We start from the raw sequence: 21,473 nt of genomic DNA on the forward strand, positions 1-21,473 counted from the left end.
GTGAGAAGGTACCCGGCGGGCCGGTCAGCGCTCGCTGTCGAGGTGCTCCATGGCCGCGGCCGGGTACCGCTCGCCCGCCGCCGCGTCGGCGGGCACGGCCGCTTCGACGGCCGCGAGGTCGTCGGCGTCGAGGACGACGTCCAGCGCGCCCAGCGACTCCGCGAGCCGGTCGCGGGTGCGGGCGCCGACCAGCGGGACGATGTCGTCCCCCTGGGCCAGCACCCAGGCGATGGCGAGCTGGGCCACGGAGACGCCCTTGGCCTCGGCGATCTTCCGCAGCGCTTCCACGAGGGTCAGGTTGTGCCGGAGGTTGTCGCCCTGGAAGCGGGGCGAGTGGGCCCGGAAGTCATCCGTGCCGAGCTTGCGGTCGGCGGTGAAGTGCCCGGAGATCAGACCGCGCGACAGGACCCCGTACGCGGTGATCGAGATGCCCAGTTCGCGGGTGGTCGGCAGGATGGACCGCTCGATGCCACGCGTGACGAGCCCGTACTCGATCTGGAGGTCGGCGATCGGCGCGGTGGCGGCGGCCCTGCGGATCGTCTGCGCGCCGGCCTCGCTGAGGCCGATGTGGCGGACGTATCCCTGCTCGACCAGTTCGGCGATCGCGCCGACCGTCTCCTCGATCGGCACGTCGGGGTCGACGCGGGCGATCCGGTAGACGTCGATGTGGTCGACGCCGAGGCGCTGGAGGGAGTAGGAGGCGAAGTTCTTCACGGCGGCGGGCCGGCCGTCGTACCCGGCCCAGGAGCCGTCGGGTCCGCGCAGCGCGCCGAACTTCACGCTGGTCAGCGCCTGTTCGCGCAGCGCGGGCGGCGCGGTGCGCAGGGCCTCGCCGATCAGCAGCTCGTTGTGGCCCATGCCGTAGAAGTCGCCGGTGTCGAGCAGGGTGACGCCGGCCTCCAGGGCGGCGTGGATCGTGGCGATCCCCTCGGCCCGGTCCGCGTCGCCGTACAGGGCGGACATGCCCATGCAGCCGAGACCGAGTGCGGAGACCTGGGGGCCGGTGGTGCCGAGGGAACGGGTTCGCATCGTCATGCCCCCAGACTGTCATGACAGCTGACAGATTTCAATATCTGTCATTCCATAGCTGCCACTCCACACCCGCGCGGTCGACGCGCCCACGAGGATGAGGACAATGGAATATGTCGGTGCGCAGTCACCTCGGCGGCGCCTGCCGCCGGCCGAGCGGCCCTTCCGCGCCGCCGTGGAGGCCTGTCATGAGCATCCGCATCGCCACGTTCAACATGGAAAACCTGTTCCGCCGACCCACGGCCTTCCGCCTCACCGACCCGGTGAAACGGAAGGAAATCCTCGACGACTTCGCCGCCCTCGGCGCTCTCCTCGACAAGCCGGAGTACACGGCCGACGACAAGACGAAGATCGCCGGGCTCATCGAGAAGCACCGGGCGTACGCGATCGACCCGGAGGACCCGCCGCCCATCTACGTGAACCAGTCCCGCCCGGGCAAGGACTCCGGACTGTTCAAGCCGCCGGGGCGGGGCAGGCACCCCCACATCGAGGTCACCGCCAACGGCCGTTCCGGCTGGGCCGGTTGGATCGAACTGGGGCAGGACGACCTCGACCTGGAGACGGTGCGCAACACCGGCCGGGTGGTCTCGGAGGTCGACGCCGACATCCTGCTCACCGTCGAGGTCGAGGACCGTCTCGCCCTGGAGCGCTTCAACTCGCAGGTGCTGGCCGGAGCGCTCGGCAGGCGGCCCTACCCCTACGCCCTGCTGATCGACGGCAACGACAGCCGGGGCATCGACGTCGGGATCTTCAGCCGGTACCCGATCACGTCCCTGCGGACCCACATCTTCGAGACCAACCCGGACCGTCCCGACGAGCGCCTCTTCAGCCGCGACTGCCCCGAGTTCGAGATCCGGCTCAACGGCACCCCCCTGGTGATCCTCGGCAACCACCTGAAGAGCAAGTCCAACGACGATCCGGCACTGCGGCTGGCCCAGGCCAGGCGCGTCGCGGAGATCTACCGGGCCGCACTGGAGCGCACCCCGCACGTCATCGTCGCCGGGGACCTCAACGACTTCCCCAGCAGCGACTCGGCCGTGACCCTGGAGGGCGCCGGACTGCGGGACGCGATGACCCACCGCTCCTACAAGGGACTGCCCGGCACGTTCAAGCCGTGCCAGAGCGAGCGGGACAAGATCGACTACCTGCTGATGTCGCCGGAGGTGTGGCAGGAGGTCCAGCACGTCGGCCTGGAGACCCGCGGCATCTGGGCGGACGGCATCAAGTCCTTCGACACCGTGACCTCGGCGGCCAACGCGGCCTCCGACCACGCCGCGCTCTACATGGACGTCGACCTGTAGACGCCGACGAACCGGCCCCAGGCCGCAGCGCCGAACACCAGGACGCCCCGGTCCGGGTCCTTGCTGTCCCGGACGGGGACGAGGGCGGTCACGTTGTCGGCGACTTCGAGGCAGTTGCCGCCGTCCGAGTTGCTGTAGCTGCTCTTGCGCCAGGCGGCGAGGCTGAGCAGGTCGTCGGAGACCTCGAGGCACTCGCCGCCGTCCGAGTTGCTGTAGCTGCTCTTGCGCCACGTCACGTTGCTCAGGTCGATGGCCGACACGGCACTTCCTCCAACATCCGCGAGATGAACGTCCGCGACTTGGTAGGGCTAAGCGCCAGGTCACGAACCCCATCATAGGTTCGGTGCAGGCGCTCAACCCTGCTGGTTTCCTCCACCAGTTCACCCCGTACATCGAATTCGGTATAGACGACCGTTCGGCCTTCTGGAAGACGCAGGAACATCATGGAGGTGCCATCCAGCGGATGCAGCCCCGTACCGAACGGCAGCACATGGAGAGTGATGTGGGGGTGCTCTGAAGCCTCCACCAAATACTCCAACTGCCCCCGCCACTCCACAGGGTCACGCAGCGAGTTGCGCAGCACCGCCTCGGAGATGATCGCGCGGAACGGGGGCGCTCCCGGCCCCTCCAGAACGCTTCACCGTCCGACGCGCGCCTCAACCTGTTGCTCCAGCGCTTCCCCTGTGAGACCACCCGCGGCCAGGGCTTCCCGCGCATACCCGGCCGTCTGCAACAGGCCGGGCGGCCTGCTCACGCCGTAGTGCCACAAGCCGATCGCAGCGGCCTCCAACTCCATGTAGCGCCGGTACTGCTCCTTGAACTGCGAAGGGTCGGCGACCGCCAGCTCCCACAGCGTGAGCAGCATCGAGCCCGTCCCGTAGTGCTGGTCCAGCGCCTCCACGACCTCCGGGCTGCCCAGGCTCTGGCCGCCCTCCATCTTGCCGAAGGTGGACGCGGTCCAGCCGAGCACCTCCTCCAGCTGCCGCAGACTGTCCCCCTTGGCCGCCCGCAGCAGGCGCAGCTCCTCCGCGAACCGTCGCCGAGGTTCCTGGCTCCGCCCCGTGACCACCCGCCTCGCCGGCATCCCGTCCCGCCTCTTCCGCATTTGTGGAATTTGCGCCGCCGAACGACTACGAACCCCTCGTCGACGGCATGTCCGCCCCGCCCGGAAGGCATCCTGACGTCAACCCCCCACCACCTAGAGTATCCCCACCTTCACTTTCAGTAAGGAAGTTGGGCAGAAGGAGCGGACGACATGGAGCACGAACCCGGCACCCTCCTCTACGACCCGGCCACGGACAGGGTCGGCGCGTACCAGGACCGCTCCGGTCCCTACGTGATGCTGCGGCCGGTCGGCGGCGGCCGGGAGTGGCAGGCCGATCCCGCCGAGCTGCGGCCGGCGACCGAGCGCGAGCGGCTGCGCGCCGGGGTGCGGGCGGCGAACGCGCGGGCGCGCACCGACGGGCCGTTCATGCTGGGCCTGCGCCGTCCGCCTCAGCCGGTCCCGGGCTGTCCGGAGTGCGCCGAGCTCGCGTCGCGCCGCGTGAAGGCGCGCGCGGCGCACGACTACAGCGCGGAGACCGACGCCGACGTCCTGCTCCGGGCCCATCTGCGGGAGCGGCACCCGGCCGTATAGCGCGAGGCCGGCCCCGACGGGATTCCGTCGGGGCCGGCCTCGGTCTGCCGCTGAGTGCCGTGGGCGGCTACGCGCCGATCAGGCGGGCGGCCAGGTAGCCCTCGATCTGGTCCAGCGACACGCGCTCCTGCTTCATCGAGTCGCGCTCGCGGACGGTGACGGCGTTGTCGTCGAGGGTGTCGAAGTCGACGGTGACGCAGAACGGCGTGCCGATCTCGTCCTGGCGGCGGTAGCGGCGGCCGATGGCGCCGGCGTCGTCGAAGTCGATGTTCCAGTTCTGGCGCAGCGCGGCGGCGAGGCCCTTGGCCTTCGGCGACAGCTCGGGGTTGCGGGAGAGCGGCAGGACCGCGACCTTCACCGGCGCGAGGCGGTGGTCGAGGCGCAGCACCGTGCGCTTCTCCAGCTTGCCCTTGGCGTTGGGGGCCTCGTCCTCGATGTAGGCGTCGAGGAGGAACGCCAGCATCGCGCGGCCGACACCGGCCGCGGGCTCGATGACGTACGGCGTCCAGCGCTCGCCGGCCTCCTGGTCGAAGTAGGAGAGGTCCTGGCCGGAGGCCTTGGCGTGGGCGGAGAGGTCGTAGTCGGTGCGGTTGGCGACGCCTTCCAGCTCGCCCCACTCGTTGCCGCCGAACTGGAAGCGGTACTCGATGTCAGCGGTGCGCTTGGAGTAGTGGGAGAGCTTCTCCTTCGGGTGGTCGTACCACCGCATGTTCTCCTCGCGCATGCCCAGGCCGGTGTACCAGTTCCAGCGCTGCTCCATCCAGTACTCCTGCCACTTCTCGTCCTCGCCCGGCTTGACGAAGAACTCCATCTCCATCTGCTCGAACTCGCGGGTGCGGAAGATGAAGTTGCCGGGCGTGATCTCGTTGCGGAAGGACTTGCCCATCTGGGCGATGCCGAACGGCGGCTTGCGGCGCGAAGTGGTCTGCACCTGGGCGAAGTTGGTGAAGATGCCCTGGGCGGTCTCGGGGCGCAGGTAGGCGATGGAGCCGGTGTCCTGCGTGGGGCCGAGGTGGGTGGAGAGCAGACCCGAGAACTGCTTGGGCTCGGTGAACTGGCCCTTGTTGCCGCAGTTGGGGCAGTTCACGTCCGCCAGACCGTTGGCCGGCGGGCGGTTGTGCTTGGCCTCGTACGCCTCTTCCAGGTGGTCCGCGCGGAACCGCTTGTGGCAGGAGGTGCACTCGGTCAGCGGGTCGGAGAAGGTGGCGACGTGACCGGAGGCGACCCAGACCTCGGGGGCCAGGATGACGGACGAGTCGATGCCGACCACGTCCTCGCGCGACGTCACCATGTAGCGCCACCACTGGCGCTTCAGGTTCTCCTTGAGCTCGACACCCAGCGGTCCGTAGTCCCAGGCGGCCTTCTGGCCGCCGTAGATCTCACTGCAGGGGAATACGAAGCCACGGCGCTTGCTCAGGCTGACGATGGTGTCGATCTTGTCGGCGGCCACGGTGCTCTCTTCATAACGACGACGGGCGACGAAGCGAGGTGCTTCCAGCGAAGACTTCAGGGTACCGGCGGGGACTCCCCCTCGACCAAATCGGGCCCCCGCCCACAGGGGCCATACCGCAGCCCTTCGGGGCTTACCGGGCCCTTACCGGCCCCTTGCCCCTCAGCTTGTTGACAACGGTTTCCATATTTGTTGAAAATGAGTGTCATGAACGCACGACGAGTCATATCCGGCGCGGCCGTCGCGGCGGCCACCGCCCTCGGCCTCGGCTCCCTCTCCGCCTGCTCCTCCGACAGCGCGGCCGCGGCCAACACGGACAAGTTCGACGTCGTCGCGTCGTTCTACCCGATGGCCTTCCTCGCCGAGCGGATAGGCGGGGACCACGTGCACGTCACCAGCCTCACCCAGCCCGGCCAGGAGCCGCACGACCTGGAGATCAGCGCCAAGCAGACGGCAGCGCTCCAGGAGTCCGACGCGGTGCTCTACCTCAAGAACCTCCAGCCCTCCGTCGACGACGCGGTGGCCCAGTCCGGGCTCAAGACCAAGATCGACGCCGCCTCCCTCACCACACTGGAGAAGCACGGCAACGAGGTCGGCGGCCACGCGGCCGAGCACGACGACCACCAGAACGAGGAGCTGTCCGGCCTCGACCCGCACATCTGGCTCGATCCCGTGCGGTACGCCCAGGTCGCGGAGGGCGTCGGCAAGGCCTTCGAGAAGGCCGACCCGGACCACGCGGCCGACTACAAGGCCAACACCGCGGCCCTGGTGAAGCGACTCGGCGATCTGAACACCGAGTTCGAGAAGGGCCTCGCGAACACGAGGACGAAGGTCTTCGTCACCACCCACGCCGCCTTCGGCTACCTCGCCGAGCGCTACGGCCTGACCGAGGAGGCCATCAACGGCCTCGACCCCGAGTCGGAGCCCAGCGGCGCCCGCGTCAGGGAGCTTGAGAAGATGGCGAAGGCGGACGGCGTCACGACCGTGTTCTACGAGACGCTCGTCAGCGACAAGACCGCGAAGACCATCGCCTCCGACGCGCACCTCAGGACCGACGTCCTCGACCCGATCGAGGGCATCACGAAGAAGTCCCGCGGCACGGACTACTTCGCGGTCCAGCGAGCCAACCTCAAGGCGCTGCAGACGGCCCTGGGAACCAAGTGACCACTACGGAGGGCGTCATGGACGCGAAGGCCGAGCCCGTCATCTCGCTGCGCGGCGTCCGCGCCGAACTGGGCTCGCGCCCCGTTCTGCGGGGCGTCGACCTCACCGTGCGGCGCGGTGAGGTCGTCGCCCTGCTCGGCGCGAACGGCTCCGGCAAGTCCACGGCCGTGCGCAGCGTCATCGGACAGGTGGCGATCGGCGCGGGCGAGATCGAGCTGTTCGGCGCCCCGCACCGCCGGTTCCGGGACTGGGCGCGGATCGGATACGTCCCGCAGCGCACCACGGCCGCGGGCGGGGTCCCGGCCACGGTGACCGAGGTCGTCTCCTCGGGCCGCCTCTCGCGCACCCGCTTCGGCGTCTTCCGCAAGGCCGACCACGCCGCCGTCCGGCACGCCCTGGAGCTGGTCGGCATGGCGGACCGGGCCAAGGACAGCGTCGACGCCCTCTCCGGCGGCCAGCACCAGCGCGTGCTGATCGCCCGCGCGCTCGCCGCCGAACCCGAACTGCTGATCATGGACGAGCCGATGGCAGGCGTCGACCTGGCCAGCCAGGAAGTGCTGGCGCACACCCTGCGCGAGCAGGTCGCGGCCGGCACGACCGTCCTGCTGGTCCTGCACGAACTGGGCCCCCTGGAGCCCCTCATCGACCGGGCGGTCGTCCTGCGCGACGGCTGCGTGCTGCACGACGGGCCGCCCCCGCGGGCCGTGGGGCAGCACGCCCTCCCCGGCCACGACCATGTGCACCCGCACGCACCGGCGGGCGCCGAACCGATCCGCACGGGACTGCTGAGCTGATGGACCTCCTGAACTACGCCTTCATGCAGCGGGCGCTGCTCGCCGCGGTCCTGGTCGGCATCACCGCCCCCGCCGTCGGCATCTACCTCGTCCAGCGCCGCCAGGCCCTCATGGGCGACGGCATCGGCCACGTCGCGATGACCGGCGTCGGCCTCGGCTTCCTGCTCTCCTGGTCGCCGGTGTGGATGGCGACGGCCGTCTCCGTCCTGGGCGCGGTGATCATGGAACTCATCCGCTGGTACGGAAAGACCCGCGGCGACATCGCGCTCGCCATGCTCTTCTACGGCGGGATGGCCGGCGGCGTGATGTTCATCAACCTCGCGCCGGGCGGCTCCAACGCCAACCTGACCTCGTACCTCTTCGGCTCGCTGTCGACGGTGTCGGAGTCGGACGTGACGGCGATCTGCCTGCTCGCCGCCTTCGTGGTCCTGGTCACCCTCGGCCTGCGCCGCCAGCTGTTCGCGGTCAGCCAGGACGAGGAGTTCGCGCGGGTGACCGGCCTGCCGGTGCGCGCCCTGAACCTGCTGACGGCGGTCACGGCGGCGGTGACGGTGACCGTGGCGATGCGCGTGGTGGGACTGCTGCTGGTGTCGGCCCTGATGGTCGTGCCCGTGGCCGCGGCCCAGCAGCTCAGCCGCAGCTTCGCCGCGACCTTCGCGATCGCGGTGGCCATCGGCGTGACGGTGACCATCGGCGGCACGGTCACCTCGTACTACCAGGACGTCCCGCCCGGCGCGACGATCGTGCTGCTGACCATCGCCGCGTTCGTCGCGCTGAGCGTGCTGGCCGCCCCGCTGGCCCGCCGCCGCGCCCGCGCGGTGGCGGCGGCGCAACCCGCGGGCGACCCCGCGGAGTGCGCGATTCCGGCCACCCGGAGCTCGGGCGACGAAGTCGGCGTCTGACCGCGCGCAGGCCGGGCTGGCACAATGGCCCGGCAAGCCGCAGACGTGAGGAGACAACGGTGACGACCGCTGGACCGCCCGTGAAGGGCCGCGCCACCCGGCAGCGCGCCGCCGTGGCGGCGGCGCTCGACGAGGTGGACGAGTTCCGCAGCGCGCAGGATCTGCACGACATGCTCAAGCACAAGGGCGACTCGGTCGGCCTGACCACCGTGTACCGCACCCTGCAGTCCCTCGCCGACGCGGGCGAGGTCGACGTCCTGCGCACGTCGGACGGCGAGTCCGTGTACCGCCGCTGCTCCACCGGCGAGCACCACCACCACCTCGTCTGCCGCGTCTGCGGCAAGGCCGTGGAGGTGGAGGGCCCTGCGGTCGAGACGTGGGCCGAGGCCATCGCCGCGGAACACGGCTATGTGAACGTGGCCCACACGGTGGAGATCTTCGGCACCTGCGCGGACTGCGCGAGGGCCGCCACGGGTTGAGCCGCCGCGCCGGTCCGCCGGGCCCGCCCGCCCGTCGGCCGGACGGGCCCGGCCGACGGTCAGACGCGCCGCAGCCGGCCGTCCAGCACGGCCCGCAGCCGGTCGACGTCCCCGGGGGTGCGGGCGCCCTGCTTGACCAGGACGATCGCGCAGTGGCCGGCCTTGTCCGGACTGCGCAGGGCGAAGACCCTCTCCGACTCCGCGTAGCTGCCGTAGTTGGCCCAGTCCATGCGCAGGTCGGCGTGCGCGCTCACCGTGCGGACGCCCTCCGGGCCGACGCGGACCTGGATGCGGCCGTGGTGCCGGTTCGCCTTCAGCAGCTGCGCGGCCGCCAGACGCGGCGCGAAGTACATCAGCACCGGCCACACCGTGAACATCACGCCGAACGCCATCGCGGTCCCGTCGCCGGCGCGCACGCTCAGGCCGAGCAGCGCGATCCCGGCCAGCGCGACGCACACCAGGAAGACCGGCCGGTGGATCAGACCCGCCCGGCCGTTCTTGCGGGACACCAGCCGGACGGCGTCCTCCATGTCCGCGAGACAGTGCTCGTACTCCAGCACCACCGCGTCCTCGCGCACTCCGACGCCCTGCTCCTCGCCCATGGCCCCTCCCCGGTCCTGCGGTGACGAGCCGTGATCGTAACGGCCGGACGCAGGGGCCCGGCGCGCAGGTCGGACGCCCGCCTCCCGGTGTGGTCCGCCGGACGGCTTCAGGAGGAGCCGGCGTCCTGCTGCGGCGTGCTCCCCTCCAGGGACAGCAGCACCTCGTTCGGGGTGGCGCCGCCGAAACGGCGGTCCCGGGAGGCGAACTCCACGCACGCCCGCCACAGGTCGCGGCGGTCGAAATCGGGCCACAGGACGTCCTGGAAGACCATCTCCGCGTACGCGCTCTGCCAGATCAGGTAGTTGGAGGTGCGCTGCTCGCCGCTCGGCCGCAGGAACAGGTCGACGTCGGGCATGTCCGGGTAGTACAGGTACTTCGCGAGGGTCTTCTCGGTGACCTTGGACGGGTCGAGCCGGCCCGCCTTCACGTCCTCGGCCAGCGCCTGCGCGGCGTCCGCGATCTCCGCCCGCCCGCCGTAGTTCATGCAGAAGTACAGGGTGAGGCGGTCGTTGTCCTTGGTCTGCTCCTGGGCGACCTGGAGCTCCTTGGCGACCGACTTCCACAGCTTCGGCATCCGGCCCGCCCAGCGCACCCGGATGCCGAGTTCGTCGAGGGTGTCGCGGGTCTTGCGGATGAAGTCGCGGTTGAAGTTCATCAGGAAGCGGACCTCGTCGGGCGAGCGCTTCCAGTTCTCGGTGGAGAAGGCGTACAGCGAGATGTTGCGCACGCCCATCTCGACCGCGCCCTGCAGCACGTCGAGGACCTGCTCGGCGCCGACCTTGTGCCCCTCGGTGCGCGGCAGCCCGCGCTCCTTGGCCCAGCGGCCGTTGCCGTCCATGACGATCGCCACGTGTTCCGGGACCAGCTCACCGGGGAGCTTGGGCGGGCGAGCGCCGGACGGGTGCGGCTCGGGCGTCCTGTACTCCCGACGCTGCCGCCCCAGGAACCCGCGTACGACCATGTGCCTCTCGTCTCCTTCACTTTTCCACATACCGAAGGGAGCGCAGCCCGCGCTCCAGATGCCAGTGCAGATAGGCGGACACCAGTCCGCTGCCCTCCCGGACGTGGCGCGGCTCGCACGCGTCCGCCGTCTCCCAGTCTCCCGTGAGCAGCGCGCCGAGGAGGACCAGGGTCTGCGGCGAGGGTACGACGCTGCCGGCCACCCGGCAGTCGACGCAGACGGAGCCGCCGGCGGCGACGGAGAAGAACCGGTTGGGTCCGGGCATTCCGCACTTGGCGCAGTCGCCGAAGCTGGGCGCGTACCCGTTGACGGCCAGCGACCGCAGCAGGAACGCGTCCAGGACGAGGTGCGGGGCGTGCTCGCCGCGGGCCAGGGTCCGCAGCGCCCCCACGAGCAGCAGGTACTGCTGCACGGCCGGTTCGCCCTCGTGGTCGGTGAACCGCTCGGCGGTCTCCAGCATGGCCGTCCCCGCCGTGTAGCGGGCGTAGTCGGTCACGATGCCGCCGCCGTAGGGGGCGATGATCTCGCTCTGCGTGCACAGCGGCAGCCCGCGGCCGACGAGTTCGCTGCTGCCTCGCGCGAAGAACTGCACGTCGACGTGGGAGAAGGGTTCGAGGCGGGCCCCGAACTTGGACTTCGTCCGCCGCACCCCCCGCGCCACGGCCCGCACCCGCCCGTGCCCGCGCGTCAGCAGCGTGATGATGCGGTCCGCCTCGCCCAGCTTCTGGGTCCGCAGGACGATGCCGTCGTCCCGGAAGAGACTCATCGCACACCGCCGCCGGGGGCCCGCCGGGCCGGCCGTCCGCCGCCCGGCCGCGGCGTGCCGCGCCCTGCCTCCCCCGGCCTTCGGGGGCGCAGCACGATGCCGTCGTCGCGGAACAGGCTCATGACCCCATTCTCGCCTACGCCGGAAGGGCGGTGCGCCCGCCCGGCGCAGGCGGGCGCCGGCGCTCGCAACCAGGGCTGCCCGCCGGGGCGTCCGTGTATACGGAAACGACTTCGGTTCCCGACGGATGGAGAGAACGATCTCAGCCTCGACCACTCGCCGCACCCTGCTCACCGCCGGCGCGGGCGCCGGCGCCGCCCTGCTCGCCGCCGGCCCCGCACGGGCCGCCGCCGATCCCGTCACCGCCCGCCTGCGCGACCTGGAGTCCCGGCACGGCGCCCGGCTCGGGGTCTTCGCGTACAACGTCCGCACCCGCCGCCGGGTCCGCCACCGCGCCGACGAGCTCTTCCCGGTCTGCTCGCTGTTCAAGACCCTGGCGGTGGCGGCCGTGCTGCGGGACCTGGACGCGGCGGCGCAGGACCGGCGCATCCACTACACGGCCGACGACCTCGTGGAGAACTCGGAGATCACCAAGGACCACGTGGCCGACGGCATGACGATCGCCGAGCTGTCCGCCGCGGCGATCCAGCACAGCGACAACACGGCGGGCAACCTGCTGCTGCGCGAGCTGGGCGGTCCCGCCGCGATCACCCGCTTCGCGCGTTCCGTCGGCGACCGCGTCACCCGCCTCGACCGCTGGGAGCCGGAGCTCAACTCGGCCGAGCCCGGGCGGATCACGGACACCACGAGCCCGTACGCGATCGCGCGCACCTACGCCCGGCTGGTCCTCGGCGACGCCCTGTCCGCCCCCGACCGCCGCCGCCTGACCGACTGGATGCTCGGCACGGTCACCAGCGCCAACCGCTTCCGCGCCGGGCTCCCCCCGACCTGGACCGTCGCCGACAAGACCGGCGGCGGCTGGTACGGCGCGGACAACGACGCCGGCATCGCCTGGACCCCGGACGGCGCCCCGGTCGTCCTCGCGGTCCAGCTCACCGAGCCCGACCGCGAAGCCCCCTACGACCACGCGCTGATCGTGGAGACGGCGGGCGTGCTGGCGGAGGCGCTCGGCTGAGGCCGCCGGCGGTCGCCCCGGCTCCGGCCCCCGGCATCGTCCGCGGGGCCGGCTGGTCCGCTCAGTCCGCTCAGTCCGCTCAGTCCGCTCAGTCCGCTCAGTCCGCTGAGCCGGAAGGGCCGGCAGGGTCGGCGGGGGTGAAGCGGCGCACGTACCCCCGCTGCCAAGGCGTCTCCACGGCCCGGCGGTCGTAGTGGGCGCGGACGTAACGCACCGCCTCGTCCGCGGGCACGCCGTCCAGCACCGCCAGGCAGGCCAGGGCCGTGCCGGTGCGGCCTCGACCGCCGGCGCAGGCGATCTCCACGCGGGAGTCGGCCGCGCGGCGCCACGCCTCGACGAGGGCCGCGCGGGCGTCGCGACGGTCGGCGGGGAGGCGGAAGTCGGGCCAGCGGACCCAGCGGGACTCCCAGGGGGGCCGCGGGGGCCGGGCACTCAGCAGGTAGAGGCCGTAGGCGGGGACCGGCGCCGCCGGGTCCGGCGGGCGGCGCAGGCCGCGGCCGCGGATCAGCCGCCCCGACGGCAGTTCGAGCACCCCGGGGTCTCCGGCGGACCAGGCCCACGCGTCGTTCTCCATCGCCTCATTCGAACGCGACCGCACGGTGCGGGCAACCGATTCGGCCCGACCGGTGGTCTGGGGGGCGAGGAGGGTGCTTGATGCAGGCCGAACAAGAGGAGCGGTTCCAGGAGTTCGTCAGAGCCCGGTGGTCCCGGCTCGTGCGGACCGCCTATCTGCTCACCGGCGACGTCCACCACGCGGAGGACCTGACACAGACCGCGCTGGCGAAGGCGTACCGGTCGTGGCGGCGGATATCGCGCAGCGACAACCCGGAGGCGTACGTCCGCCGGATGCTGGTCAGCTGCAACAGCGACCGGTTCCGCAAGCGGCGGGTCGTCGAGGCGCTGACCGCGGCGCCGCCCGAGCGGGCGGGCCGCGACGAGGGCGCGGGACGGGTGGAGGAGCGGAGCTCCCTGCTGGACGGACTGGCTCAACTCCCGCCCAGGCAAAGGGCGGTAGTGGTGCTCCGGTACTGGGAGGACCTGTCCGAGGCGGAGGTGGCCGAGACGCTCGGCTGCTCGCCGGGCACGGTCAAGAGCCAGGCGTCGAAGGGACTCGCGAAGTTGCGTGCGCATCCGGGGCTGGCCACCGGCCGCACGGCGTCCGGCAGTCGGGCCCAGGACCACCAGGAACAGGGACAGGAGGTCGGCAGGTGAACGAGTGGGACAGCCGAGGGGACCTGGAGGAGTGGATGCGTGAGCTGCTCGCGCAGGACGCGTACACGGTCCGGCCCTCGCCGGCGCCGTATCCGGCGATCAGGCGGCGGGGACTGGCCGAGCGGCGGCGGCGCGTCGCGGTGACCGGTGCGGCGCTGATCGCGCTGGCCGCGGTGCCGGTGGGGGCCTACGCGGTGAACGGCGGAGACGGGGGGCGGGCCGCCGACACGGCGGCGCCGAAGCCGTCGGCGAGCGTCCCGCACCGCTCGGCCGGGGGCGCGCCCTCGTCGCCGTCCGGTCCCGGGCGGCCCGCGACGCCCGGGCAGTTGCTCGACGGGATCACCTTCGAGCAGGCGGCGGCCGGTCTGAAGGAGTGCCTGCGGGCCGAGGGCGGGTCCGCCGGGAGCACCGCGGACCTGGGCAGGGCGCAGGACTACCGGATCATCCTGGCTGCCAGGAGCACCGGCGACTCCAACGCCTCCGGCGACGGGATCCACGTCGTCGCCGTGAAGGAGCGGCCGGCGGACTTCCGGGTGATCTGCTCCCTCGTCGACGGTGTGGCCTCCGGCATCAGCACCGGCGGGAGCGACGCCGGTCCGCCGAACGCGGGCCCCGTCGTGCCCGACTTCAACGGCGGCAAGCTGTACCAGCAGTCGTTCATCGACAAGGGTCACTGGAAGCTGCCGTTCCGCTGGGGGGTGATCGGCACGGTCGAGCCGTCGGTCGCCAAGGTGACCGTGTCCTACGGAGGTGACGACACGACGGCCACGCTGGACGGACGCTGGTTCGTCGCCGCGGGCGTGCTGAACCGGCAGGTCACCCTGGCGCCGCGCGTCAAGGGCTACGACGCGGCCGGAAAGCTGGTCTACGACTCCGACACGGACAGCTCGTACGAGCGGTCGCTGCCGTAGGCCGCCCGGGTCCGCCGGCGTGGGCCGCCCGGCTCGCGGTGCAGGCCACCGGCGTCCGTCTGCCGCAGGACCGCCGGGCCGCAGGACCGCCGGGCCGCAGGCCGCCGGGCCGCAGGCCGCCGGGCCGCAGCCGGTCCTCAGGACGGTGTTCCCGCGGCGGCCAGCAGGCGTGTCACGTCGTCCGCGCAGATCGTGAGGGCCGCGCCCACCGTGGCGAGGACCTCCCGCTCGGCCGGGGTGTACGGACCGTCGGCGAGGGCGATGCGGGCGCCCTGCAGCAGGATCGATTCGCGGCCGGCCGGGGCGAGGTGGGCGGCGAGCGGGTCGAGGGCCTCGTGGAGCTCTATGGCGAGGCCGGGGCCGTAGGACTCGCCATAGTTGCGGCCGGTGTCGGAGGCGAGGGCGTCGACGAGCGCGGAGAGCTGTTCCTCGGTGCAGTCGGCGAAGCCGGCCGCGCGCACCGCGCCCGCCGCGGTCTCCAGGGACGTGCGGGAGCAGGCGCCGCCGGCGGAGAGGACCGCGAGGGCGACGGTGTGGACGGCGTCGCGCAGCATCGCCGAGAAGCGCACGGTGGTGGGGTGGCCGAGGACGTCGGTGCCGAAGTGGCGGCGACAGGCCGCGCACTCGACGACCGGCCCGGTCTCACCGCGCGGCACGAGCGGCACGCCGAGGACGGTGAAGCGGCGCTGTCCGGTCAGCCGCAGGTAGTTGCGGTCCCCGCCGCAGCCCGGGCAGAAGAACTCGCCGTCGCCGACGGGCGTCCACGCGGTGCGGGTGCCCAGGATGTGGGCAAGCCTGGTGACACGGCCGTCTCGTCCCCGTTCTGGCAGCACGTCGCACCTCCGTAACCCCGCGGCAACATCGCCACGTCTGCGTGATGTTAGCCACAGGGGAGAGGTGTAGTCAGCACCCAGGACGAGACCTTTCCGTGACCTCCACGGGGCAGTGGCCGAAAACGGCGGGACCCCGCTCGTCGACTTCGACGAGCGGGGTCCTCAAACCGCCGGTGAGGGTGGTCAGCGCGTAGCGCGGTTGACGGCGGAGACGACCGCCTTCAGCGACGCACGTGTCGTGTTCGCGTCGATGCCGATGCCCCACAGGACCTTGTCGCCGATCGCGCACTCGATGTACGAGGCGGCCTGCGCGGAGGCGCCCTCGCTCATCGTGTGCTCCTGGTAGTCCAGCAGCCGTACGTCGATGCCGACGGACTGCAGGGCGTCGAAGAAGGCCGAGATCGGACCGTTGCCGGAGCCGGTCAGCACGGTGTCCTCGCCGTCGACGGTGGCCTCGACCTTGAGGGTGTCCACGCCGTCGGTGTCGGTGGTCGACTGGCCGTTCCTGACCTGGATGCGACCCCACGGGTTCTCGGGGTTCGGCAGGTACTCGTCCTGGAAGACCGACCAGATGGCGCCGCCGGTGACCTCGCCGCCCTCGGCGTCCGTCTTGGCCTGGATGAGCTTCGAGAACTCGATCTGCATCCGGCGCGGCAGGTCCAGCTTGTGGTCGTTCTTCAGGACGTAGGCGATACCGCCCTTGCCGGACTGCGAGTTGACGCGGATGACGGCCTCGTAGGAGCGGCCGACGTCCTTCGGGTCGATCGGCAGGTACGGGACCGCCCACTCGATGTCGTCGACGGTGACGCCCTTGGCGGCCGCGTCGGCCTCCATGGCGTCGAAGCCCTTCTTGATGGCGTCCTGGTGGGAGCCGGAGAAGGACGTGTAGACCAGGTCGCCCACGTACGGGTGGCGCGGGTGGACCTCCATCTGGTTGCAGTACTCCCACGTACGACGGATCTCGTCGATGTCGGAGAAGTCGATCTGCGGGTCGACGCCCTGGGAGAACAGGTTCATGCCCAGGGTGACCAGGTCGACGTTGCCGGTGCGCTCGCCCTGCCCGAACAGACAGCCCTCGACGCGGTCGGCGCCGGCCATCAGCGCCAGCTCGGCGGCGGCGACGGCGGTGCCGCGGTCGTTGTGCGGGTGGACCGAGACGCAGACGTGCTCGCGGCGGGAGAGGTTGCGGCTCATCCACTCGAAACGGTCGGCGTGGGTGGAGGGCGTGGAGCGCTCGACGGTCGCCGGCAGGTTCAGGATGATCTCGCGGCCCGGGCCGGGCTGGTAGACGTCCATGACCGCCTCGCAGACCTCCAGGGCGAAGTCCAGCTCGGTGTCGGTGAAGATCTCGGGGCTGTACTGGTAGCCGAACTCCGTTTCGGGGCCCAGCAGTTTCTCGGCGTACTCCATCACCAGGCGGGTGCCGTCGACGGCGATCTGCTTGATGTCGTCCTTGGAGCCGCGGAAGACCACGCGGCGGAAGACGGGCGCGGTGGCGTTGTACAGGTGGACGGTCGCCCGCCTGGCGCCCTTCAGGGACTCCACGGTCCGCTCGATCAGGTCCTCACGGGCCTGGGTCAGCACGGAGATCGTCACGTCGTCCGGGATCGCGCCCTCTTCCTCGATGATGGAGCGCACGAAGTCGAAGTCGGTCTGACCGGAGGCCGGGAAGCCGACCTCGATCTCCTTGTAGCCCATCTTGACCAGCTGGTCGAACATCCGGCGCTTGCGCTCGGGCGACATGGGGTCGATCAGGGACTGGTTGCCGTCACGCAGGTCGGTGGAGAGCCAGCGGGGGGCGGCGGTGATCCGGTTGTTCGGCCAGGTGCGGTCGGGGATGTCGACCTGGTCGTACTGCCCGTACTTGTGGATCGGCATCTGGCTGGGCTGCTGGCGGTTCGCCATGGGGCGTTGGCTCCTCGGGGTGACCGGACGGTTTCCGGACGGAAGGACGGCCGACGCGCAACACCAAGCACCGCGGGGAGGGGGTCGGCCTCGACTACAGGCCCTCGCCGCGGCAGCTAAGGAGAAGCAGCCCGAAACGCATAGTGCTCCGCAGCCTAGCCGAGCCGCTCCGGTCGCGCGGGTCCGTATCAGTATGCGGGACCACGGGGAGCGATAACAGAGAAGTCAGGGGAAAAGGGACGAAACGTGCGCCATACCACTCCGAGCCGTGGATCTGCCGTGTTTGTCACCGTTTTTCACCGATCATGGTTGCCTGTAGTGACAGGGAGGTAACACAGTGCAAAGGTGCCGGACATGACGACTCACGGGGGCTCCGAGCCCGTCTTCTGCACCGTCGTACCGCCGCACGTCCTCGACCGGCTGGCGCGCAACGACGACCCCGCACTCTCCGGTCCCGCCCGGCGCACCCTGCTGCGCGACAGCGAGCTGCGCGCCCGCCGCCGGGTGACCGCCGAGTTCCGCCTGGCCGCCGCACCGGCGGAGAAAGCGCCGTCGGACCAGCCGCTGCGGACGATCTACGACTGCGCGCACGGCACCGACCTGCCCGGCGGCAAGGTCCGCTCCGAGGGTGAGGACCCGGGCCGGGACGCCACCGTCAACCGCGCCTACTCCGGTCTCGGCGCCACCTTCGACCTCTACCTCAAGGCCTACCAGCGCCACTCCATCGACGGCGACGGCCTGCCCCTGGACGCCAGCGTCCACTACGACGAGGGCTACAACAACGCCTTCTGGAACGGCGAGCAGATGGTGTTCGGCGACGGCGACGGCGAGATCTTCCTCGACTTCACCAACTCCGTCGACGTGATCGGGCACGAGCTCACCCACGGCGTCACGCAGTACACGGCGAACCTGACCTACTACGGCCAGCCGGGCGCGCTCAACGAGTCGATGTCCGACGTGTTCGGCTCGCTCATCAAGCAGTACTCGCTCGGCCAGACCGCCGCCGAGGCCGACTGGCTGATCGGCGCGGGCCTGCTCGCCCCGAACGTCACCGGCGCCGCCCTGCGCTCGATGAAGGCCCCGGGCACCGCGTACGACGACGACGTCCTCGGCAAGGACCCGCAGCCCGCGACGATGGACGACTACGTCCGCACCGGCCGCGACAACGGCGGCGTCCACATCAACTCCGGCATCCCCAACCACGCGTTCTACCTCGTCGCCACCGCCCTCGGCGGCCACGCCTGGGAGAAGGCGGGTCAGATCTGGTACGACGTGCTGACCGGCGGCGAGCTCAAGGAGAAGGCCTTCTTCAGCGACTTCGCGGGGCTCACCGCGAAGGCCGCGCGCGAGCGCTTCGGCGACGGCGGCGACGAGTCGCAGGCCGTGAAGAAGGCCTGGGAGCAGGTCGGGGTGCGGATCCTGTAGTTCCGTACTACACAGGGACCCATGCGTATTCAGGTGAGGCGCACGGGCGGGTTCGCGGGCATCGAGCGCAGGGCCGAGGTGGACACGGCGGGGCGGCCCGACGCCGGCGAGTGGCACGCCCTGGCCGAGCAGGCGGTGGCCGGCGGCCGGGGCGCGCCCCCACCGGGGGTTCCGGACGGCTTCAGCTACGAGATCACGGTGGACGGCGAGCGGGTCTACGCGGCCGATCCCCGGCTCACCGCGGAGCAGCGGACGCTGATCTCGCGGGTGTTGAAGGAAGGGGCGTGAGCGTTCCCTGACGCCCCTTCCGAACTGCCAGTTCACGCTGGGGCGTTGACTTCCTTACCCAGCGGTAAGGATGATCCCGCCCATGGCGAACGATCCGCATGCCGCGGCCCACCCGATCCCCCCGTTCCCGGCAGGCTTCCTCTGGGGCGTGTCCACCTCCGCCCATCAGATCGAGGGCGCGGTCGACGAGCGCGAGCCGTCCGTCTGGGACGCCTTCACCGCCGAGCCGGGGCGGGTCAAGGACGGCTCGACGGCCGCGGTGGCCTGCGACCACTACCACCGCCACACGGAGGACGTCGCGCTCCTGTCGGAGCTCGGCGTGGACGCGTACCGCTTCTCGGTCTCCTGGCCGAGGGTGAACTCCCCCGGCGGACTGGACTTCTACGACCGCCTCGTCGACGAGCTGCTGGCCGCCGGCGTGCGCCCGGTCCCCACCCTCTTCCACTGGGACCTGCCGGCGGACCTGGACTGGCTGGAACGCGACACCGCGTCCCGGTTCGGTGAGTACGCCGCGACGGTCGTGGACCGCCTGGGCGACCGCGTCAAGAAGTGGATCACCCTCAACGAGCCCGCCGAGCACACCCTGCTCGGCCATGCGCTCGGCACCCACGCCCCCGGCAAGCAGCTGCTCTTCGACGCGCTGCCGGTCGCCCACCACCAGCTCCTGGCCCACGGGCTGGCCGTGCGGGCGCTGCGCGCGGCCGGCGCCGGCGACATCGGCATCGCCAACTCCCACGGTCCGACCTGGCCCGCGTCCCAGGAGCCGGCCGACCTGGAGGCGGCGGCCTTCTACGACGTCCTGCTGAACCGCCTGTTCGCCGAACCCCTGCTGCTGGGCGAGTACCCGGAGGGCCTCGGCGACCTGATGCCGGGCGACGTGGCCGCCGACCTCAAGGTGATCTCCGAGCCGCTCGACTGGTACGGGGTCAACTACTACGCCCCCACCCGGGTGGGCGCGCCGCAGGGCACGGAGATCGAATTCGGCGGGATCACCATGCCGGCCGAACTCCCCTTCTCCGTCCAGGAGATCGAGGGCGTTCCGGTGACGGACTTCGGCTGGCCGGTGGTCCCCGAGGGCCTGACCGAGCTGCTGACGACGTTCAAGGACCGCTACGGCGACCGCCTGCCGCCGGTCGTCATCACCGAGAACGGCTGCTCCTACGAGGGCCTGGACGACCAGACCCGCATCGCCTACCTGGACGGCCACCTCCGCGCCCTGCACCGGGCGCTGGAGGCGGGCGTCGACGTGCGCGGCTACTTCGTGTGGTCGCTGCTGGACAACTTCGAGTGGGCGGAGGGGTACGCGCGCCGCTTCGGCCTGGTCCACGTCGACTTCGCGACGCAGACCCGGACCCCGAAGGCGTCGTACGCCTGGCTGCGGGACGTGCTGCGGGCGCAGAGAACGCGGGCGCGGGGATGACGACGGCGGACAGCGCCCCGGCGGCCGCACTGGCCGAGCCCGTCGAACGGGTCGGCGGGGGCTGGACGTCGGCCCTGTCCCTGGCCAACGGGGCGATCTGGGTGGGCTGGTACGGCCCGCTGCAGATCCTGCTGGCCTCCCAGGCCGAGGACTTCGCGCCCGGCTCGGGCATGTCGAAGGAGACGATGCTCGCCTGGGTGACGGGCGTCGGCGCGGTGGTGTCGGTGGCCGCCAACCCGCTCTTCGGCGCCCTGTCGGACCGTACGACGTCCCGCAGGGGCCGGCGCACGCCGTGGATCGTGGCCGGGTCGGCGGGCGGCGCGCTGTCGCTGCTGCTGCTCGCGGGCGCGGGCGGCCTCTGGACGATGGCGCTGGGCTGGTGTCTGGTCCAGCTGACCCTGAACGCGGCCTTCGCGGCGGTCACGGCGGCCGTCCCCGACCAGGTTCCCCGGCTCCAGCGGGGCTCGGTGGGCGGCTGGCTGGGGGCCGCGCAGATCCTGGGCGTGGTCGGCGGCACCGGGCTGGCGACGCTCGCCGGAGGCGTCGGGGCGGGGTACGCGGCCTGCGCGGTGTTCACGCTGGTCGGCGTCCTGCCGTACGTCGTGCGGTACGAGGATCTGCGGCTGGCGGAGGCGGACCGGCCCGCCTGGTCCTGGCGGGGCTTCGCGGCCGGCTTCTGGCTGAGCCCGCGCCGCCACCCCGACCTGGGCTGGGCCTGGCTGACCCGCTTCCTGATGAACCTGAGCAACGCGCTGGTGCTGCTGTACCTCCTCTACTACCTGCGCGACCGGCTGCACCACGCCGACCCCGAGCAGGGCGTGCTGATCCTGACGGCGGTGAACGGGCTGACGCTACTGGCCACGGTCGTCGTCGGCGGCGTCTGGTCGGACCGGGTGGGGCGCCGCAAACCGTTCGTGATCTGGTCCGGCGTGCTGATGGCGGTGGCGACGGCGGGACTGGCGGTCTGGCAGACGTGGCCGGGCGCGATCGTCGCGGCGGCGGTGCTGGGCGTCGGCTTCGGCGTGTTCACCTCGGTCGACTTCGCGCTGATGACCGACGTGCTGCCGACGGCCGGGGACCGCGGCAAGGACCTCGGCATCGTCAACGTGGCCAACTCCCTCCCCCAGGTCGCGGCCCCCGCCCTCGCCGCGCCGATCGTGACGTACCTGGGCGGGTACCGGACGCTGTACCTGGTGGCCGCCGTGATCGGGCTGGCGGGGGCGGTGCTGGTCCGCCGGATCAGGGGCGTCGAGTAGGCG

The 21,473-nt window shown here is 71.5% G+C and carries 22 protein-coding genes and 1 pseudogene; 13 read left to right on the forward strand and 10 right to left on the reverse strand.

What is annotated here, in order from left to right:
• Nucleotides 1-24: 24 nt before the first annotated feature.
• The gene (locus tag Sri02f_RS02020; protein ID WP_108999319.1) at nt 25-1,035 is read right to left on the reverse strand and encodes an aldo/keto reductase; all 1,011 of its coding nucleotides are present in this window, start codon (nt 1,033-1,035) and stop codon (nt 25-27) included.
• A 182-nt stretch (nt 1,036-1,217) separates the two neighbouring features.
• Between Sri02f_RS02020 and Sri02f_RS02025 the strand changes: the two genes are divergently transcribed.
• The gene (locus Sri02f_RS02025; protein ID WP_108999320.1) at nt 1,218-2,330 is read left to right on the forward strand and encodes an endonuclease/exonuclease/phosphatase family protein; all 1,113 of its coding nucleotides are present in this window, start codon (nt 1,218-1,220) and stop codon (nt 2,328-2,330) included.
• Here Sri02f_RS02025 and Sri02f_RS02030 read toward each other — a convergent pair.
• Both Sri02f_RS02030 and Sri02f_RS02035 read right to left on the reverse strand, forming a co-directional pair.
• The gene (locus Sri02f_RS02030; protein WP_108999321.1) at nt 2,309-2,590 is read right to left on the reverse strand and encodes a DUF397 domain-containing protein; all 282 of its coding nucleotides are present in this window, start codon (nt 2,588-2,590) and stop codon (nt 2,309-2,311) included. The genes Sri02f_RS02025 and Sri02f_RS02030 overlap by 22 nt on opposite strands.
• Nucleotides 2,572-3,414: pseudogene (locus Sri02f_RS02035) on the reverse strand (helix-turn-helix domain-containing protein). The gene Sri02f_RS02030 and the pseudogene Sri02f_RS02035 overlap by 19 nt, the downstream one beginning before the upstream one ends.
• 171 nt (nt 3,415-3,585) lie before the next feature.
• Between Sri02f_RS02035 and Sri02f_RS02040 the strand changes: the two are divergent.
• A complete protein-coding gene (locus Sri02f_RS02040) occupies nt 3,586-3,966 on the forward strand; it encodes a hypothetical protein (protein ID WP_108999322.1) in 381 nt (126 codons plus the stop codon).
• A 67-nt stretch (nt 3,967-4,033) separates the two neighbouring features.
• On the opposite strand, the gene Sri02f_RS02045 is transcribed toward Sri02f_RS02040, so the two are convergent.
• Complete coding sequence (locus Sri02f_RS02045) at nt 4,034-5,416, reverse strand: glycine--tRNA ligase (protein WP_069767726.1); 1,383 nt, start codon at nt 5,414-5,416, stop codon at nt 4,034-4,036.
• A 207-nt stretch (nt 5,417-5,623) separates the two neighbouring features.
• Here Sri02f_RS02045 and Sri02f_RS02050 point away from each other — a divergent pair, with 207 nt between their 5' ends.
• The 4 genes from Sri02f_RS02050 to Sri02f_RS02065 are packed head-to-tail and all read left to right on the forward strand — an operon-like array spanning nt 5,624 to nt 8,755.
• Nucleotides 5,624-6,580, forward strand: coding sequence for a metal ABC transporter substrate-binding protein (locus Sri02f_RS02050; protein WP_108999323.1), 957 nt, complete (start codon nt 5,624-5,626; stop codon nt 6,578-6,580).
• 17 nt (nt 6,581-6,597) lie between these two features.
• The gene (locus Sri02f_RS02055) at nt 6,598-7,374 is read left to right on the forward strand and encodes a metal ABC transporter ATP-binding protein (protein ID WP_069767724.1); all 777 of its coding nucleotides are present in this window, start codon (nt 6,598-6,600) and stop codon (nt 7,372-7,374) included.
• The gene (locus tag Sri02f_RS02060; RefSeq protein ID WP_108999324.1) at nt 7,374-8,276 is read left to right on the forward strand and encodes a metal ABC transporter permease; all 903 of its coding nucleotides are present in this window, start codon (nt 7,374-7,376) and stop codon (nt 8,274-8,276) included. The genes Sri02f_RS02055 and Sri02f_RS02060 overlap by 1 nt, the downstream gene beginning before the upstream one ends.
• A 59-nt stretch (nt 8,277-8,335) precedes the next feature.
• Nucleotides 8,336-8,755: a Fur family transcriptional regulator gene (locus Sri02f_RS02065; RefSeq protein WP_108999325.1), complete on the forward strand. Its 420-nt coding sequence runs from the start codon at nt 8,336-8,338 to the stop codon at nt 8,753-8,755.
• Nucleotides 8,756-8,814: 59 nt separating this feature from the next.
• Here the strand turns inward: Sri02f_RS02065 and Sri02f_RS02070 are convergent, their stop codons facing one another.
• The 3 genes from Sri02f_RS02070 to recO form a co-directional block, all read right to left on the reverse strand.
• Entirely contained in the window at nt 8,815-9,357 is a 543-nt protein-coding gene (locus Sri02f_RS02070; protein ID WP_108999326.1) for a hypothetical protein, read from the reverse strand.
• Between the two features lie 107 nt (nt 9,358-9,464).
• Nucleotides 9,465-10,319 (reverse strand): isoprenyl transferase, encoded by an 855-nt coding sequence (locus tag Sri02f_RS02075; RefSeq protein WP_108999327.1) that lies wholly within the window; start codon nt 10,317-10,319, stop codon nt 9,465-9,467.
• 16 nt (nt 10,320-10,335) lie between these two features.
• The gene (recO, locus tag Sri02f_RS02080; protein WP_069767719.1) at nt 10,336-11,085 is read right to left on the reverse strand and encodes a DNA repair protein RecO; all 750 of its coding nucleotides are present in this window, start codon (nt 11,083-11,085) and stop codon (nt 10,336-10,338) included.
• A 247-nt stretch (nt 11,086-11,332) separates the two neighbouring features.
• On the opposite strand from recO, the gene bla reads away from it, so the two are divergent.
• Entirely contained in the window at nt 11,333-12,220 is an 888-nt protein-coding gene (gene bla / locus Sri02f_RS02085; protein ID WP_108999328.1) for a class A beta-lactamase, read from the forward strand.
• A gap of 97 nt (nt 12,221-12,317) precedes the next feature.
• On the opposite strand, the gene Sri02f_RS02090 is transcribed toward bla, so the two are convergent.
• Nucleotides 12,318-12,794, reverse strand: a complete 477-nt coding sequence (locus Sri02f_RS02090; protein ID WP_108999329.1) for a protein-tyrosine phosphatase family protein — start codon at nt 12,792-12,794, stop codon at nt 12,318-12,320.
• 80 nt (nt 12,795-12,874) lie between these two features.
• Between Sri02f_RS02090 and Sri02f_RS02095 the strand changes: the two genes are divergently transcribed.
• Entirely contained in the window at nt 12,875-13,432 is a 558-nt protein-coding gene (locus Sri02f_RS02095; protein WP_108999330.1) for a SigE family RNA polymerase sigma factor, read from the forward strand.
• Complete coding sequence (locus Sri02f_RS02100; RefSeq protein ID WP_245970360.1) at nt 13,429-14,343, forward strand: hypothetical protein; 915 nt, start codon at nt 13,429-13,431, stop codon at nt 14,341-14,343. The genes Sri02f_RS02095 and Sri02f_RS02100 overlap by 4 nt, the downstream gene beginning before the upstream one ends.
• 137 nt (nt 14,344-14,480) lie before the next feature.
• Here the strand turns inward: Sri02f_RS02100 and Sri02f_RS02105 are convergent, their stop codons facing one another.
• Nucleotides 14,481-15,176, reverse strand: a complete 696-nt coding sequence (locus Sri02f_RS02105) for a tellurite resistance TerB family protein (protein ID WP_108999331.1) — start codon at nt 15,174-15,176, stop codon at nt 14,481-14,483.
• Between the two features lie 183 nt (nt 15,177-15,359).
• On the reverse strand, nt 15,360-17,081 hold the full coding sequence (leuA, locus tag Sri02f_RS02110) for a 2-isopropylmalate synthase (protein ID WP_108999332.1): 1,722 nt from the start codon (nt 17,079-17,081) through the stop codon (nt 15,360-15,362).
• A 354-nt stretch (nt 17,082-17,435) separates the two neighbouring features.
• Between leuA and Sri02f_RS02120 the strand changes: the two genes are divergently transcribed.
• From Sri02f_RS02120 to Sri02f_RS02135, 4 genes are all read left to right on the forward strand, one after another.
• On the forward strand, nt 17,436-18,506 hold the full coding sequence (locus tag Sri02f_RS02120) for a M4 family metallopeptidase (protein WP_108999333.1): 1,071 nt from the start codon (nt 17,436-17,438) through the stop codon (nt 18,504-18,506).
• A 21-nt stretch (nt 18,507-18,527) separates the two neighbouring features.
• Nucleotides 18,528-18,794: a protealysin inhibitor emfourin gene (locus Sri02f_RS02125; protein WP_108999334.1), complete on the forward strand. Its 267-nt coding sequence runs from the start codon at nt 18,528-18,530 to the stop codon at nt 18,792-18,794.
• Nucleotides 18,795-18,876: 82 nt separating this feature from the next.
• Nucleotides 18,877-20,214 (forward strand): GH1 family beta-glucosidase, encoded by a 1,338-nt coding sequence (locus Sri02f_RS02130; protein WP_108999335.1) that lies wholly within the window; start codon nt 18,877-18,879, stop codon nt 20,212-20,214.
• Entirely contained in the window at nt 20,211-21,470 is a 1,260-nt protein-coding gene (locus Sri02f_RS02135; RefSeq protein WP_108999336.1) for an MFS transporter, read from the forward strand. Before Sri02f_RS02130 ends, Sri02f_RS02135 begins: the two co-directional genes overlap by 4 nt.
• Nucleotides 21,471-21,473: the final 3 nt, after the last annotated feature.

Origin of the sequence: Streptomyces rishiriensis, assembly GCF_003112535.1 — a bacterium.
In the GTDB taxonomy this organism is placed as follows: domain Bacteria; phylum Actinomycetota; class Actinomycetes; order Streptomycetales; family Streptomycetaceae; genus Streptomyces; species Streptomyces rishiriensis.

What these genes read in the sequence shown, in the direction of transcription:
- Sri02f_RS02020 (WP_108999319.1), bottom strand. Translation starts at nt 1,035, where the DNA reads ATGACGATGCGAACCCGTTCCCTCGGCACCACCGGCCCCCAGGTCTCC.
- Sri02f_RS02025 (WP_108999320.1), top strand. Translation starts at nt 1,218, where the DNA reads ATGAGCATCCGCATCGCCACGTTCAACATGGAAAACCTGTTCCGCCGA.
- Sri02f_RS02040 (WP_108999322.1), top strand. Translation starts at nt 3,586, where the DNA reads ATGGAGCACGAACCCGGCACCCTCCTCTACGACCCGGCCACGGACAGG.
- Sri02f_RS02050 (WP_108999323.1), top strand. Translation starts at nt 5,624, where the DNA reads ATGAACGCACGACGAGTCATATCCGGCGCGGCCGTCGCGGCGGCCACC.
- Sri02f_RS02055 (WP_069767724.1), top strand. Translation starts at nt 6,598, where the DNA reads ATGGACGCGAAGGCCGAGCCCGTCATCTCGCTGCGCGGCGTCCGCGCC.
- Sri02f_RS02060 (WP_108999324.1), top strand. Translation starts at nt 7,374, where the DNA reads ATGGACCTCCTGAACTACGCCTTCATGCAGCGGGCGCTGCTCGCCGCG.
- Sri02f_RS02070 (WP_108999326.1), bottom strand. Translation starts at nt 9,357, where the DNA reads ATGGGCGAGGAGCAGGGCGTCGGAGTGCGCGAGGACGCGGTGGTGCTG.
- Sri02f_RS02075 (WP_108999327.1), bottom strand. Translation starts at nt 10,319, where the DNA reads ATGGTCGTACGCGGGTTCCTGGGGCGGCAGCGTCGGGAGTACAGGACG.
- recO (WP_069767719.1), bottom strand. Translation starts at nt 11,085, where the DNA reads ATGAGTCTCTTCCGGGACGACGGCATCGTCCTGCGGACCCAGAAGCTG.
- bla (WP_108999328.1), top strand. Translation starts at nt 11,333, where the DNA reads ATGGAGAGAACGATCTCAGCCTCGACCACTCGCCGCACCCTGCTCACC.
- Sri02f_RS02090 (WP_108999329.1), bottom strand. Translation starts at nt 12,794, where the DNA reads ATGGAGAACGACGCGTGGGCCTGGTCCGCCGGAGACCCCGGGGTGCTC.
- Sri02f_RS02095 (WP_108999330.1), top strand. Translation starts at nt 12,875, where the DNA reads ATGCAGGCCGAACAAGAGGAGCGGTTCCAGGAGTTCGTCAGAGCCCGG.
- leuA (WP_108999332.1), bottom strand. Translation starts at nt 17,081, where the DNA reads ATGGCGAACCGCCAGCAGCCCAGCCAGATGCCGATCCACAAGTACGGG.
- Sri02f_RS02120 (WP_108999333.1), top strand. Translation starts at nt 17,436, where the DNA reads ATGACGACTCACGGGGGCTCCGAGCCCGTCTTCTGCACCGTCGTACCG.
- Sri02f_RS02125 (WP_108999334.1), top strand. Translation starts at nt 18,528, where the DNA reads ATGCGTATTCAGGTGAGGCGCACGGGCGGGTTCGCGGGCATCGAGCGC.
- Sri02f_RS02130 (WP_108999335.1), top strand. Translation starts at nt 18,877, where the DNA reads ATGGCGAACGATCCGCATGCCGCGGCCCACCCGATCCCCCCGTTCCCG.
- Sri02f_RS02135 (WP_108999336.1), top strand. Translation starts at nt 20,211, where the DNA reads ATGACGACGGCGGACAGCGCCCCGGCGGCCGCACTGGCCGAGCCCGTC.